15 protein-coding genes are annotated in these 13,762 nt (G+C 71.9%); 7 read left to right on the forward strand and 8 right to left on the reverse strand.

The window, feature by feature from the left end; all coding sequences use genetic code 11:
- From ODJ79_RS15105 to ODJ79_RS15120, 4 genes are all read right to left on the reverse strand, one after another.
- Positions 1 to 455: hypothetical protein (locus ODJ79_RS15105; protein WP_263024068.1), on the reverse strand; the 455-nt coding region annotated here is incomplete at its 3' end.
- 117 nt (positions 456 to 572) lie between these two features.
- Positions 573 to 1,391, reverse strand: a complete 819-nt coding sequence (locus ODJ79_RS15110; RefSeq protein ID WP_263024069.1) for an alpha/beta fold hydrolase — start codon at positions 1,389 to 1,391, stop codon at positions 573 to 575.
- Entirely contained in the window at positions 1,391 to 2,050 is a 660-nt protein-coding gene (locus tag ODJ79_RS15115; RefSeq protein ID WP_263024070.1) for an HAD family hydrolase, read from the reverse strand. The genes ODJ79_RS15110 and ODJ79_RS15115 overlap by 1 nt, the downstream gene beginning before the upstream one ends.
- Positions 2,047 to 2,913: an LLM class F420-dependent oxidoreductase gene (locus ODJ79_RS15120; protein WP_263024071.1), complete on the reverse strand. Its 867-nt coding sequence runs from the start codon at positions 2,911 to 2,913 to the stop codon at positions 2,047 to 2,049. The genes ODJ79_RS15115 and ODJ79_RS15120 overlap by 4 nt, the downstream gene beginning before the upstream one ends.
- 299 nt (positions 2,914 to 3,212) lie before the next feature.
- On the opposite strand from ODJ79_RS15120, the gene ODJ79_RS15125 reads away from it, so the two are divergent.
- Complete coding sequence (locus ODJ79_RS15125; protein WP_263024072.1) at positions 3,213 to 4,586, forward strand: glycosyltransferase family 2 protein; 1,374 nt, start codon at positions 3,213 to 3,215, stop codon at positions 4,584 to 4,586.
- Positions 4,587 to 4,604: 18 nt separating this feature from the next.
- Here ODJ79_RS15125 and fgd read toward each other — a convergent pair whose 3' ends face one another.
- Together fgd and ODJ79_RS15135 are read right to left on the reverse strand one after the other, a co-directional pair.
- Complete coding sequence (gene fgd / locus ODJ79_RS15130; protein WP_263024073.1) at positions 4,605 to 5,603, reverse strand: glucose-6-phosphate dehydrogenase (coenzyme-F420); 999 nt, start codon at positions 5,601 to 5,603, stop codon at positions 4,605 to 4,607.
- A gap of 9 nt (positions 5,604 to 5,612) precedes the next feature.
- Positions 5,613 to 7,415, reverse strand: coding sequence for a sigma-70 family RNA polymerase sigma factor (locus ODJ79_RS15135; RefSeq protein ID WP_263024074.1), 1,803 nt, complete (start codon positions 7,413 to 7,415; stop codon positions 5,613 to 5,615).
- Between the two features lie 153 nt (positions 7,416 to 7,568).
- Between ODJ79_RS15135 and ODJ79_RS15140 the strand changes: the two genes are divergently transcribed.
- The 4 genes from ODJ79_RS15140 (at position 7,569) to ODJ79_RS15155 (ending at position 10,620) form a co-directional block, all read left to right on the forward strand.
- Positions 7,569 to 7,961 carry an ATP-binding protein gene (locus tag ODJ79_RS15140; protein WP_263024075.1) on the forward strand — a complete coding sequence of 131 codons (393 nt, stop codon included), beginning with the start codon at positions 7,569 to 7,571 and terminating at the stop codon, positions 7,959 to 7,961.
- A gap of 79 nt (positions 7,962 to 8,040) precedes the next feature.
- Positions 8,041 to 9,183, forward strand: a complete 1,143-nt coding sequence (locus ODJ79_RS15145; protein WP_263024076.1) for a PP2C family protein-serine/threonine phosphatase — start codon at positions 8,041 to 8,043, stop codon at positions 9,181 to 9,183.
- Between the two features lie 79 nt (positions 9,184 to 9,262).
- On the forward strand, positions 9,263 to 9,727 hold the full coding sequence (locus ODJ79_RS15150) for a MarR family winged helix-turn-helix transcriptional regulator (RefSeq protein ID WP_263024077.1): 465 nt from the start codon (positions 9,263 to 9,265) through the stop codon (positions 9,725 to 9,727).
- Between the two features lie 14 nt (positions 9,728 to 9,741).
- Positions 9,742 to 10,620, forward strand: coding sequence for an LLM class flavin-dependent oxidoreductase (locus tag ODJ79_RS15155; protein WP_263024078.1), 879 nt, complete (start codon positions 9,742 to 9,744; stop codon positions 10,618 to 10,620).
- Positions 10,621 to 10,898: 278 nt separating this feature from the next.
- On the opposite strand, the gene ODJ79_RS15160 is transcribed toward ODJ79_RS15155, so the two are convergent.
- Positions 10,899 to 11,237: a histone-like nucleoid-structuring protein Lsr2 gene (locus ODJ79_RS15160; RefSeq protein ID WP_263024258.1), complete on the reverse strand. Its 339-nt coding sequence runs from the start codon at positions 11,235 to 11,237 to the stop codon at positions 10,899 to 10,901.
- A gap of 215 nt (positions 11,238 to 11,452) precedes the next feature.
- Between ODJ79_RS15160 and ODJ79_RS15165 the strand changes: the two genes are divergently transcribed.
- On the forward strand, positions 11,453 to 11,881 hold the full coding sequence (locus ODJ79_RS15165; RefSeq protein WP_263024079.1) for a hypothetical protein: 429 nt from the start codon (positions 11,453 to 11,455) through the stop codon (positions 11,879 to 11,881).
- A 50-nt stretch (positions 11,882 to 11,931) separates the two neighbouring features.
- Positions 11,932 to 13,161: a D-alanyl-D-alanine carboxypeptidase family protein gene (locus ODJ79_RS15170; RefSeq protein ID WP_263024259.1), complete on the forward strand. Its 1,230-nt coding sequence runs from the start codon at positions 11,932 to 11,934 to the stop codon at positions 13,159 to 13,161.
- On the opposite strand, the gene ODJ79_RS15175 is transcribed toward ODJ79_RS15170, so the two are convergent.
- Positions 13,154 to 13,654: a DUF456 domain-containing protein gene (locus tag ODJ79_RS15175; protein ID WP_263024080.1), complete on the reverse strand. Its 501-nt coding sequence runs from the start codon at positions 13,652 to 13,654 to the stop codon at positions 13,154 to 13,156. The genes ODJ79_RS15170 and ODJ79_RS15175 overlap by 8 nt on opposite strands.
- Positions 13,655 to 13,762: the final 108 nt, after the last annotated feature.

A 13,762-nucleotide genomic window follows, 5' to 3' on the forward strand; every position in this document is an offset into this window, starting at 1 on the left:
TTGGGAGTACCGGCGGCGTTGGGAGTACCGGCGGCGTTGGGAGTACCGGCGGCGTTGGGAGCCCCGGTGCCGGGTTGCGCGGCCGTGGCGGCCGGATAGGTGCAGTCCGTCAAGCTGAGGTCGACGGCGCCCGTCTTTGTCACGGTCACCTTGGCGGCGGCGCAGCCGAGATGAACGTCGGCCGCGCCGTCGGCGGCCCGGTGCAGCGCCCGCTGCCACGCCTCGGCCGGGATCGGGCCGGTCGGGTCGGCGGCGAGGTCGGTGGCCAGGTACTGGTGGGACCAGCGGTCGACGTAAACGACCGTCGCCTCCAGCGCGTATCGCTGGGCCGGCGCGGAATCCGGGCCGGGCTGGGCCGCCGGCGACGGGTCGCCGGAGGGCGGCGTGCAGCCCGCCGTGGCGACCAGAGCAAGAGCCGCGGCGAGTGCTGCGCGGCCGCGATACCGAGCCTCCATGATGGACATCGACAATACCGGCTCGCCCGTGCGGCGGACCACCTCGACCAGGGGCCTGCCTTGGTGGGCGACGACGCCCGCGCCTGCACGCTGACCGGAGCGGATTCCGCGCCGGCGTCAGTCGTGCGGGGTCGGGCGGGAGAGGGCGGCCTCGATCGCGTCGCGGGTGCGGGCCGGGGACGTCACCCACGGGAAGTGGCCCGCGTCGGGCAGCCAGATGATCTGGGCGTTCGGCAGCCAGTCGGCCAGGACGTGCGGCGCGGCCAGCCCGGTCACGATGTCCCGGTCGCCCGCGATGATCGTGACCGGCACGCCGACCGCGGCCAGGTCGCCGGGGTCCAGGGTGTCCGACCAGAAGTCGGTGTAGTTGTTCGCCGACTCGGGGCGCTGGGCGTGCTCCCGGACGGCCGGGGTGTCGGCGCCGTAGACGAGCGGCATGAACCCCCGGTCGGCGTCGTCGTCGCCGTTGTCTTTGTCCCAGGAGGCCTTCGCCGCCGGGTACCAGGGCTCGGCCGCGAACCAGCGTTTCACCAGCACGTCCTGGTTGGGCTCGTCGGCGCCCATCGGGATCGGGATGCGCGACGGGGTGAGCAGCACCAGCCGGGAGACCCGGGACGGATGCTTCGCGGCGTAGGCGAGGACCGTCCACGCCCCGGCCGAGTGGCCCAGCAGGTCGAGATGGTCGGCGCCGAGGTCGAGCCGCAGCCGTTCGAGGTCGTCGGCCAGCTCGGTGAAGACGTGCGAGGGCGCCGGGTCGGACAGGCCGGTGCCGCGCTGGTCGAGCAGCAGGAGCGTACGGGTGCGGGAGAGCCCGCCGAGATCGTCCAGATATCCGGCGGGCCGCCCCGGCCCGCCGGGCTGGCAGACCAGGAGCGGCCCGTCGCCGCGCAGCTCGTAGTGCAGTTCGGTACCCGCTGCCGACCGGAAGACCCCCATCAGCGGAGCCTATCGATCGCTTCCACGGTTAGGCTGCTGAGATCCGACACGATCAGGCGCGCACCTGCGAGCGCATCCGGCGCCGGCGGGTAGACGCCGTGCGGCACCGCCACCACGGCCAGGCCGGCCGCCGCGGCCGAGCGCAGGCCGTTGCTCGAGTCCTCGACCGCGGCGCAGACGGCCGGGGCGAGCCCGAGCTTCTCCGCCGCGGCGAGGTAGACGTCGGGGTACGGCTTGCCCCGCGGCACCTCCTCGGTGGAGAGCGTCACCTGGAACGCGTCGGTGAGCCCGGCCGTGGCCAGCACCTGGTCGATCAGGATCCGCGCCGACGAGCTGGCCAGCGCCAGCGTGAACCGCGACCCGATCCGCCGCACCGCCTCGACCGCCCCCGGGATGAGCGGCAGATCCGACCGGTACCGCGAAGCCATCCGGCCCAGCACGTCCGCGGCCACCTGCTCGGGCGTGCGTGGCACGCCGACCTCCTCGGCCAGGTGCCGCGACCACTCCCCGGTGCTCATCCCCATCATCCGGTCCTGGGTGTCCGGGAGGAACTCACGGCCGTACTCGGCGGCGTAGCCCCGGCGTACCTCCTCCCAGACCTCCTCGGAGTCGATGATGACGCCGTCGAGGTCGAAGACGACCGCCCGGATCGTGCTCACAGCTCCGCTACCGCGGGGATGATCTCGTTACGGAAGACCTCGAACTGCTTGGTGTCGTACGCGTTGACCAGGCTTCCGTGCGCCTGCTGGAAGCCCATCGCGGCCAGGCCGCGCAGGCCCTCGATGATCTCGCCCGGGCTCTTCGAGGTGAGGTCGAAGTGGAACATGCAGGTCTTCTCGATCTCGTCGTAGTCCCGGCCGACGTTCTCGCAGTGCTGCTTGAGCACGTCGAGCTTGTGCCCCACCTCGGGGCTCGGGAACAGGTTGCAGGCGTCCGCGTACTTGGCGACGAGCAGCAGCGTCTTCTTCTCCCCGCCGCCGCCGATCAGGATCCGCGGGCTCGGCTTGCTCAGCGGCAGCGGCGAGTTGAGCAGCCGGCCCAGCTGGTAGTGCTTGCCCTGGTAGGGCGTCTCGTCGCCGGCGAACATCTGCTTACAGATCTGCAGCGCCTCCTCGAGCCGCTCGAAGCGCTCCTTGGTCGAGGGGAAGAACAACCCGAGCCCGCGCGACTCGTCCTCGTTCCACGCCGCGCCGATGCCGAGCAGCGCCCGGCCGCCGGAGAGCACGTCGAGCGTGGTCACCGCCTTGGCGAGCAGGCCCGGGTCGCGGTAGGTCACGCCGGTGACCATGGTGAAGAGCTTGGCGACCTTGGTGTGGGCCGCGAGGTAGCCGAGCGCGGTGTAGGCCTCGAGCATGTCGTTCTCCGGTGGGCCGACCACCTGGATCTGCCAGACGTGATCCATCACGCTGATCCGGTCGAATCCCGCCTCGTCGGCCGCTGAGGCCACGTCGGCGAGCACCGCGCCCAACCGCGGCGCGCCCTCGGGCCAGGTGAAGTTCGAGATGTGCAGGCCAAGTTTCACTGCTTTTTCCTTCCGACCGGCATTCGCCCACGTCTGATCCGCAATCAACCAAACCCTACCCCCAAAGCCCTTTCCCTTGTACGCACAGTAGTGGCGCCGGTGACGCATACGTTCCGTCACCGCCGTTCGCCGGGCCGGTTTCGGACCGCGCAGCACCTCGGCCTCCACCGTTCCGACGAGTTGCCATTCGGTTGCCGACCGGTAGCTTCGAAGATCAGTAGTTCACCGTGAGGAGCACCGCCATGCCTCCCTCGCCGCTCAATCCAGCGACGACCCGTCACCGCCGGCCATCACCCTCCGTGAGCGTCGTTATCGCGGCCCGCGATCCGGGAGGGCTGTCGCCGATGCTGCGCGGCCTGCCGCCGGTGGACGAGGTCATCGTGGTCAGCGAGGGCCCCAGCACCGAGACCGCCGCGGCGGTCCGGGCCGCCCGCCCCGATGCCCGCGTGCTCCGCCCCGGCCGCACCGGTTTAGGAAACGCCCTGGCCACGGGCCTGGCGGCGAGCACCTGCGACGTGGTGATCACGCTGAACGGCGACGGTTCGACCGATCCCGGTGAGATTCCGGCGTACGTGGCGGCACTGACCGGCGGCGCCGACGTGGCCCTCGGCTCCCGCTACCGCGACGGCGGCCGGGATCTGACCGGTGGCCGGCTCGGCCGCCGGGGCGACGCCGTCCTGGTCTGGATCCTCAATCGGCTGTTCGGCACCGAGCGCACCGATCCCGGCTTCGGCTACGCGGCGTTCTGGCGGGACGCCCTCGACGTGCTCGACCTGCCCGACCCGTCCGCCCGGTCGGCCGCCACCTGGGCCGACGGGCCGGAGCTCGGGCCCTTGCTCGCGCTGCGCTCGTGGCTGCGCGGCCTGACGGTGACCGAGATCGGCAGCGTCGCCGGGCCGCGGGCGAGCCGCGCCGACCTGCCCACGCCGGCCGGCTGGTGGCGAGTGATCGCCACCGAGCTGCGAGTCCGCCGCGGACGCTACCCCGTCGCCGCGCCCGGGTTGCCGGGCATCGCGGGATGGACGCGGGCCGCCGGTTACGCCCTGCAGGGCCGCGCCGGCTCCACTCGCGCCGACGGGTCCGGTGCCCGGCCGGCCACGCACGCCGGGTTCACCGCGGTCAGCGGGCTGACGGCCGTCGCCGCAGCGGGCGAGGGACCGACCGACCCGGCCGTCTCGGCCGGATGGTCCCGGTTCGACCGGCGGCCGGAGGGCGAGCCGTTGTGGGGGCCGGGCCGGCGCCGGCCGTCACCCGCGCGCGACCTGTGGCAGGCCGGCGACGGCCGCCGGCCGTCGACCTTGGGAAAGCCGTCGACCACGGGAAACCTGTGGCGAGCCGGCGAGAACCGCCTGCCGAACACGACTTCGGGCCCGACTCCGCACACGATCGCCAACGTGACGCCGCACGCCTGGGGCGCCGGGCATTCCGGCCTGGCCGACGGCCCGGACGTCCAACCGTCCTCGGCGGACAAGCCCTGGCGGTACCCGGTGCCGGACGCCGAGGGGTCCCGCGCGGCGATCCCGCCGCAGCGCGAGGTGGGCGCCAAACGCCGCCGGATCGAATCCCGCCGGGAGCGCCCCGACCTACGTGTCATCAACGGCGGCGGCGATGGGACGGGATCGACGCGCAGCGGCTTCCTCCGCCCGGTACCCAGGGAGAACCTGGGCAACTGACCGGGCGGACGGCGATCGTCAGGCGCGCTCGCGCAGGCGCGGGAGGATCTGGTCGGCGTACAGGCGCAGGAAGCGCTCCTGATCGGGGCCCGGCGCGTGGAAGACCAGGTGCTTGAAGCCCATGTCGAGGTATTCCTGGACGCGGCCGGCGTGCTCGTCCGGGTCCGACGAGCAGATCCAGCGGCTCACCGTGCGCTCGACCGGCAGCGCGTCGGCGCGGCGCTGCATCTCCAGCGGGTCCTCGACCCCGGTCTTCTCCTCCGGGGAGAGGGCCAGGGCGCCCCAGTAGTGGGTGTCGTTGCGGGCGCGCTCGAAGTCGTCGTCGAAGGAGACCTTGACCTCGATCATCAGGTCCATGTCGTCGAGTTTGCGGTTCGCCTTCTCCGCCCCCTCGCGGACAGCCGGCAGCAGCGTGTCGGTGTAGAGCGCGTGGCCCTTGCCGCTGGTGGTGATGAAGCCGTCGGCGATGCGGCCGGCCAGCCGGGTCGCGGCCGGGCCCGAGGCGCCGATGTAGATCGGGACCGGCGTCGCCGGCTTGTCGTAGATCGTGGCGTTCTCGGTGCGGTAGAACTGCCCCTCGAAGGTCACCCGGTCCTCGCGCCAGAGCCGCTGGATCAGCTGGACCGACTCCTTGAGCCGGGCGAAGCGCTCCTTGCCGTCCGGCCAGGTGCTGCCCAGCGGCACCTCGTTCAGCGACTCGCCGGAGCCGACGCCGAGCACCACCCGGCCCGGCGCGAGGCAGCCGAGGGTGGCGAACGCCTGCGCCACGACCGCCGGGTGGTAGCGGAAGGTCGGGGTGAGCACGCTGGTGCCGATCAGCACCCGCTCGGTGGTCGCGGCCAGCGCGCCCAGCCACGGCAGGGCGGCCGGTGCGTGGCCGCCCTCGTGCCGCCAGGGCTGCAGGTGATCGGAGATGAAGACCGAGTCGAAACCGAGCTCCTCCGCGAGCCGGCTGTAACCGAGAAGCTCCGCCGGCGCGAACTGCTCGGCCGACGCCTTGTACCCGAACCGAATCATGAGTCGACCCTAACCCGCGGCCTTGTACGCCTCCCCCGCCGCGGTCGGTGAGTCCCCGTCCCGGTACAGGCCGAAGGCGGCGCTGTCGCCGACCGCGGGCAGGCCGAACCAGGCGTACCGCTCGACGTACGACCGGCTCTGCATGCCCTTGGTGGCGCCTTTGATGAAGGTGACCAGCTGGGCGGCGGACGGGTACTTCGGCGAGCCGGAGAAGTTCATCAGGCCGAACTCGGTGACCCAGATGGGCTTGCCGTAGCGCTTGTGCACCGCGTCGACGTACCCGAGGAACTGGCCGACGGCGGCGGCGCTGAAGTCCGACCCGTACCAGTGCAGGGTGATGAAGTCGACCCGGTAACCCTTCTGCTTCGCCCCGCTCATGAAGGTGTCCAGCCATCCGCCGGGGGTGTCCCCGCCGTACGCGACGGACGGGGAACCCAGGCGCAAGCCGGTCGCCTGGAGCTTGGGCCACGCGGCCAGGGCGTCGCCGACGCTCATGTCGGCCTGCCCGGCCATGTCGGGCTCGTTGAAGCCGAGCAGCTCGCCGCCGCTCTCCCGCTTCGCCTTCGCGATCGTGGCGTCGGTGGCGTCGCCCTTGGCCCGGATCATCGGGACGAACTGAACCCCGGCCGGGCCGGGCATGGCGTCGTTGGTCGAGCGCCAGTTGTAGTACCAGCCGGCGCCCACGTCGGCGAGCGCGGCCTCGAGTCCGGTGAACTGCCAGACGCCGACGCCCTTTTTCCGGCTCGCCGTCGCGGTGATCACCACGGCGGGCTTCCTGGTGGTCTTCGACGGCGTGGGCTTCGGGGACGCGGACGGCGAGGGCGGGGTTGTCGACGGCCTCGGCGCCGGCGCCGAGGTGGTGAGCACCGCGGCGGTCGGGGTTCGCGGCGGGTCGTCGTGCTGGTAGACGACGACGGCGGTGGCGGTGCCGGCCACGACGGTGGTGGCGAGCGCGGCGGTGAGCACCTTCTGCGAGACGCCGAAGCCGATCTTGGCGGCGAGGTGGGCGCCGCCGGTTCCGGCCGAGGCGCCGCCGCCGACAGCCATCTTGCCGAGGACGCCGGCCGGGGCCGGGACCAGCGCCAGGCCGGCCAGCAGGCGCTCGGCGGCGACCAGGTTGTCCCAGGCCGGGATGCAGTGCGGGCAGTCGCGGGTGTGCCGGGCGATGCGCTTGCGCCACAGCGCGCCGGGTACGCCGTCCCAGTGCACGGTGAGCAGGCGCAGCTCCGGGCAGGGCGGCTGGGCGGCGAGTGCGCGCACCACCACGCGGGCGGTCTCGAGCTGGCCCTTCATCCGCTGGATGCGGACCGCGGCGTGCGGCCGGCTGACCTCGGTGGCCTCGACGATCTCGTCCCGGGTCAGCTCGCCGGAGGCCTCCAGCCACCACAGCGACAGCAGCTCGCGGTTCTCCTCGTCGAGCCAGCGGGTCGCCTCGGCGGTCTCCCGCCGCTGCCCCGACAGTTCGAGGCGGGTGATCGCCAGGTCGGTGAAGTCGGCGCCCGGGTCGCGGACGTCCTCGTGCACGAGCGCGTCGGGCGCGCCGCGCCGGGTGCGGAACCGCTCGCGCACCTGGCGGACCGTGATCGCCACCAGCCAGGAGCGGAACGACTCCGGTTCGCGCAGGTCACCGAGGTTGCGCAGCACCCGCAGCATGACCTCCTGCACCACGTCGTCGACGTCGGCGTGCCCCTCCAGGGCCCGGCCGACGATCGTGTAGACCAGCGGCAGGTACCCCGCGACGAGCCGGTCGACGGCGGCCGGGTCACCGGCGCGGGCCGCGATGACCGTCGCTATGTCGGGTTGGTCCGCCATGTCCCTGCCTCTCGTCGTGCGTCCCCGGCCGTGAGCCGTGCCGGGCGACCATAGGGGGACGCGCGCGCCGTCCATGGATAACACGTTTTTCCCGAGCACTCGGATGAGCGGCTCGGTGATTAGGCGGGCCGGGGTCCGGGCAACACAAGGGACATGCGTATGACAGTCCGGCTCGACCTGCCGCGTGAGGCCGGCAGCGTTCCGGCCGTACGTCGGCTGCTGCGCAGCACCCTCGCCGTCCTTCGGGTGGACCGGGAGTCCGGCGCCGATCTGGAGCTGGCGATCACCGAGGCCTGCGCCAACGTGATCCATCACGCGTCGGGCACGGAGAACTTCGAGGTCGTACTCGAGGTGGCCGAGGATCGCTGCGCGATCGACGTACGCGACGACGGGGTCGGCTTCGACCCCGCCGCGGTCGGTGCCCCCGGCACGGCGACCGAGCGGGGACGCGGCCTCTTCCTGATCAAGGCACTCGCCGAGAACGTCCGGATGCACTCCGCGCCTCGCCGCGGCAGCCTCATCCACTTCGAGAAGTCGTTCGCCTAGGGCTCGTCAGCCGCTCCGGCGGCAAGCATCTATCATGCTTGCACTCCGGCAATTATTGCCGACCTGGAAAGGAGATCGAGTGCTCGACCGCACGGCATCGGTCGGCGCGCGGCTACGCGCCGCACCGCCCGATCGCCTCCCCGAGGTCGCCGCCCAGCACCTGCGCGAGCATTACGCCGCCGACCGGATCGAGGTGCTGCTCGGCGACCTGAGCCTGACCGCTCTCGTACCGGTGCTCGACCCCGAGGGCGCCACCGGTGGCGCGATCGAGCAGCGCTGCTTCGGCAGCCAGCTGCCGGTCGTCGACACCCGGCCGGACGGCCCCGCACGAGTGGTTCTGCCGCTCACCGTCTGGGGCGACCGGCTCGGCGTACTCGCCTTCGACATCGACCGGCCGGTGACCCCCGAGCTGACCGCCGAGCTCGCCGCGCTCGCCGGCGAGCTCGCGATGGCGCTGCGCACCGCCGACCGGGACACCGACCGGTTCCACCAGGCGCGCCGCCGGCAGCGCCTGACCATGGCCGCCGAGCTGCAGTGGGATCTGCTGCCCGGACGCTCGCTGAACGGCGAACGGTTCCGGCTCGCGGGCGCCCTGGAGCCGGCCTACGCGGTCTACGGCGACCACTACGACTGGTCGGTCACCGGCGACCGGCTCACCGTCACGGTGCTGAACGGGCACGGCGACGGGATCGAGGCGACCCTGCTGACCACGGTCGCGGTCAACGCCATGCGCAACGCCCGCCGCTCCGGGGCCGGGATCGTCGAGCAGTCCGAGCTCGCCTCCGACGCGGTCTACTCGCGACACGGCGGGAAGGCCTATGTGGCCACCCTGCTGCTGGAGATCGGTCTGACCGACGGCACGGTCGAGGCGGTCGACGCCGGCTCGCCGAAGGCGATGGTCGCGCACCACGGCGACATCCGGCCGATCACGCTGGACCAGCAGTTGCCGCTGGGCATGTTCGGCGACAACCGGTACCAGACGCAGAAATTCCAGCTCGAACCCGGCGACCGGCTGCTCGTGACCAGCGACGGCGTGCACGCCGCGGCCCCCGGCGGGCGCGGCGAGTTCGGCGCGACCGCGCTGCTCACGGCGCTGCGCCGGACCCGGCTGCAACCCCCGTCGGAGGCGGTCGGCACGGTCGTCCGGTCGCTGCGCGAGTTCCACTCCGGGGTGGACCCGGAAGACGACGCGGTGATTGTCTGCTTGGATTGGCTGAGATAGGCAGGCATGATTCGCGGTTCAGCGGGTAGTCACACCCGCTACGCGTAGTTCGCGCCCGCAGAACAGGGACTTATCCGACATGGACGACCAGGTCACCGATGTCGCCGCGGCCGTCGAGTCGGCGGTCGAGTCCCTCGTGTCCGTGCTGGACTCGGCCCGGGCCGCGCAGACCCCGACCGTGCCGCCCGCCCAGCTGCGGGTGCTGACGATCCTCGCGGAAAACCGGCACACCAACATGAGCCGGCTGGCCGAGGAGCTACGCGTGGTGCCCTCCTCGGCGAGCCGGCTCTGCGACCGGCTCGAGGCGGCCGGCCTGCTGCGCCGGGTGCCCGATCCGCGCGACCGTCGCGAGGTGCGGCTGATACTCACCCCGTCCGCGCGCCGCCTGCTCGACCAGATCCGGGAACGGCGCCGCGCGGCGCTGGCCGAGGTGCTCGACCGGATGCCGCCGGCCACCCGGGACGAGCTGCTGCGCTCGCTCAGGTCGTTCGCCGAGGCGGCCGAGCCGGCCGAGCACGGAGCGCAGGATCTGCGTACGGCCTGAGGTAGGTTCCGGTCATGCGCATCGGCATCGTGATCCTCCCCGACCAGCGTTGGCAGGTCTCCGCCGAGCGGTGGCGCCGGGCCGAGGAGTACGGCTTCGACCACGCCTGGACCTACGACCACCTCGGCTGGCGCGACCTGATCGACGGCCCGTGGTTCGACGCGGTGCCGACGCTGACCGCGGCGGCCACGGTGACCAGCCGCATCAAGCTCGGCACGTACGTGGCGTCGCCGAACTTCCGCCACCCGGTGCACTTCGCCCGCGAGGTGACGGCCCTCGACGACATCTCCGGCGGCCGCCTGCTGCTCGGCCTGGGCGCCGGCGGCACCGGCTTCGACTCGGCCGTGTTCGGCGAGCCCGAGCTGACCCCGCGCCGCCGGGTGGACCGCTTCGCCGAGTTCCTGGACCTGCTGGCCACGATCCTGGCCAACCCGGCCACGACGTGGAAGGGCGAGTGGTACCAGGCGGTCGACGCCCGCAGCATCCCCGGCCCGCTCCAGCAGCCAAGACCACCATTCATCGTGGCCGCAAACGGCCCCCGCACACTCCGCTTGGCGGCTCACCACGGCGACGGCTGGGTGACCACCGGCCCGCAGGCCGACGACCTCGAATCCTGGTGGCGCGCGGTAGCCGAGATCAAGGCACGCTTCGACGAGACGATGAGCGCCGCGGGCCGCTCCCCCGACGCGATCCCCCGCTACCTCAACCTCGACTCGTCCCCGCGCTATTCGATGACCAGCGTAGACGCCTTCACCGACGCCATCGGCCGAGCCGCAGCCCTGGGCTTCACCGACGTCATAACCCACTGGCCCCGCGAGTCCAGCTGGTACGCAGGCGACGAAAAGGTCTTGGACGCCGTAGCCGCAGCCCTGCCAGCCCTCCGCGCCCGCTGACCAGACCCCGCGATTTCCGGGGTGCACGGCAAGCGGGAACGGCCCGCGCTCGCCCCGTCGTTGAGCGGGCGGTCGATTTGCCGTCGTCGCGGGGTTTGCGACGCCGGCAAATCGGCCGCCCGCTCAACGACCTAAAGGGGCGAGCGCCCGCGGAGCGAAGCGAAGCCAGCCAGCTCAGCCGCACGTGACAGTCCCCCCACGCGACTCATCCGGTCCACCGCAACCAAAGGCCTGGGGTAAACCGCAACCAAAGGCCAGGTCAACCCCAAACCCCCAGCTCAGTTGGCGGCCCGGTACGCGTCGGTGACGCTCTGCGGAATGCGCCCGCGCTCCGAAATCTGGTGCCCGTTGGCCAGCGCCCACTCCCGGATCAACCGGTTCTCGTCGCGAGAACTGGCGGTGCGGCTCGGTGCCGTGCGCCGCGACGGGATGCGGCCGCTGCGGCCGAGCCGGGTGCCCGCGTTGATGAACGGGTCGAGCGCCTTGCGCAGCTTCCCGGCATTGGCCTCGGAAAGGTCGATCGTGTAGTTAATACCGTCGAGACTGAACTCGACGGTGCGGTCCGCCTTCTTTCCGTCCAGATCGTCGATCAGCGTTGTGATGACTTGCCGCGCCATAACTGCTCCCGAAGAAAAGCGATCCCGAGTCAATCCGATCAACCGCGCCCAGTGTTGCTCGAAACAGGCTTCCCGCGCAACTCATCGGCCCGAAATTCGTAATTGTTTCCCCTCGGTGGCCGGTCCGTTATTCAAATGGCGGCACCAACATTCACAGGAATCCGGAGGAAAGACTGGGTGGCAGGCGGCCGGGTGGATCACCTAGGGTCGCAGACATGGACGAGCGGGCCGCCTGGGACGAGCAGCGCCGGCGGGCCATCGACGAGCACGCCGCCGCCCTGGCCGCCGACCGGGAGGCCGAGGCTCGGCGGGCCGCTGACCTGCTGGTCTCGTTCGTCCGGCGGGCCGCCGAGCGCGGCCTGCCGCCGCATCAGTTGTCCGCGCGCAGTTTCGACGGCCGCGCCACGTACCGCACCAAGGCGCTCGGCTGGTATCTGAAGTCGAATCGCTCGGTGGCGGTCGGCGAACACGGTGAGTATTACGTCCTGTCCGTCCCGTCATCGTTGCGCGCCCGGTTCGCCGGCGCCGACCTCACCCCCAGCACCCCCCGATTGATCGTCGGCGCGGGCGGCGGTGACGGCGAGACCATTCCGCTGGCGGAACTGCTCGACCAGCGACTAGAAGCGGGAGTCTTCTGGCCTTGATCCGCATCCCCCTCAGCCGGATCGCGGCAGCCGCATCGGCCGCCGCTTTGATGATCTCCATTCCAGCGGTCCCGGCCGCTGCGCAAGAGCGCTCGGTCCCCGCCGCGGCGATTCGGCAAAAGACCGATATCCCCTGCCCCCATCCCGCCGTCGCCAAGCCGGCCGGGATCCCGCCGCGCCCGGTGCCGCCGCCGGACGACCCGGTCAACAGCGCCGTCGGCGGCCCCGCCCTCGCCACCCACGGCCTGGTCGTCCCGGCCGGGGCGAAACAGCCGCCGGCGGTCACCGCGACCACCTGGATGGTCGCCGACCTGGACACCGGCGAGGTGCTCGGCGGCTGCGGGCCGCACGTCTACCAGACCCCGGCGAGCGTGCAGAAGACGCTGCTGGCCGCGACCGTGATGGACAAGCTCGACCCGAAGCAGACGATGACCGTGGTCCGCGGCGACCTGGACATCGAGGTCAACAGCTCGGCCGTGGGGCTGGTGGTGGGCGGGAAGTACCAGATCTCCACGCTCTGGCTGGGCCTGCTGCTCAACTCGGGCAACGACGCGGCGAACGCGCTCGCCCGGCTGGCCGGCGGCGGGGGCGCGGACGGCGTGGCCAAGACGGTGGCGGCGATGAACGCGGAGGCGCGGTCGCTCGGCGCGTACCAGACGCACGCGCTGACCCCGAGCGGGCTCGACGGGAAGGGTCAGTTCACCAGCGCGTACGACCTGGCTTTGATCGCTCGTAAGGACTTCGCGAACGCCGACTTCCGCAGGTACGTGCTGACCAAGGCCGCCCAGATGCCGGCCCAGCCGCAGCTGAAGCAGAAGGGCTTCCAGTTCCAGAACGAGAACAAGCTGATCTTCAACTACCCGGGGGCGATGGGCGGGAAGACCGGCTTCACCACGGTGGCCCGGCACAGCTACGTGGGCGCGGCCTCGCGCAACGGCCGCCGTCTGGTGGTGACGCTGCTCGGCGCCGAGGCGCATCCCTTGCGCGGCTGGCAGCAGGGCGCGGCGCTGCTCGATTGGGGTTTCGCGCTGCCGAAGGGCGCCTCGGTCGGCAAGCTGGTCACGCCGGCGGACGTGGCCCAGCAGAACGCGACCACCAACGCCCGGATCGAGTCGACCACGGCCGCCAAGAGCGCGGTGCCGTCGGCGCGGGCGTCGAGCAGCGGCGGCCTGCCGATGATGCCGGTGGCGCTGGGCGTCGCCGTGGTGCTGGCCGGGACTCCCCTGCTGTTGCTGCTGAGCCAGCGCCGCCGGAAACGGCCGGCCCGCAAGGTCAGGTAGCGAGCAAGCCGAAAACCCAGACCACCGCGACGCCGAGCGCGGCGGTGAACTCGATCAGCATGGCCAGGCCGGCCGCGGCGAGCGCCCGCTTCGTCGACGGCCAGGCCTGGGCCGCGCCCACCCGGCTCCGCTCGACCAGCCAGACGCCGAGCACGAAGCCCAGGACCAGGCCCACCACCGGCACCACGAAGAACCCGATGAGGCCGAGCACGCCGCCGGCCAGCAGCGCCGCGTTGGGCACTCCGGCGGCCTTCAACCGCTTGCCGGGTACGAGGTATTTGACCAGCGCCCCGAGCACGGCGACCAGGGTCGCGACAACCAGCACGACCCACTTCAGCGCGCCGGAGGCGTCCCCGAGCAGCGCCCAGAACAGCACCCCGGCCCAGCCCAGCAGCAGGCCGGGGACGACCGGGACCACCACGCCGACGACGCCGAGGGCGACGGCGACACCGGCGATCACATTCACCAGGGTCCCGGTGTCTGTGAGGTCCATGGGACACGGGTTCCCGATCCCGGGAGGTTCCTAACCCGCCGCCGTCACTGCAACTTTGCAGCACCTCTGCGTGACCAGAAGTCGTACTCGTGGTCACCCAAAGTCTTT

The sequence above is a fragment of the Actinoplanes sp. KI2 genome (genome assembly GCF_025630775.1).
Classification (GTDB): domain Bacteria; phylum Actinomycetota; class Actinomycetes; order Mycobacteriales; family Micromonosporaceae; genus Actinoplanes.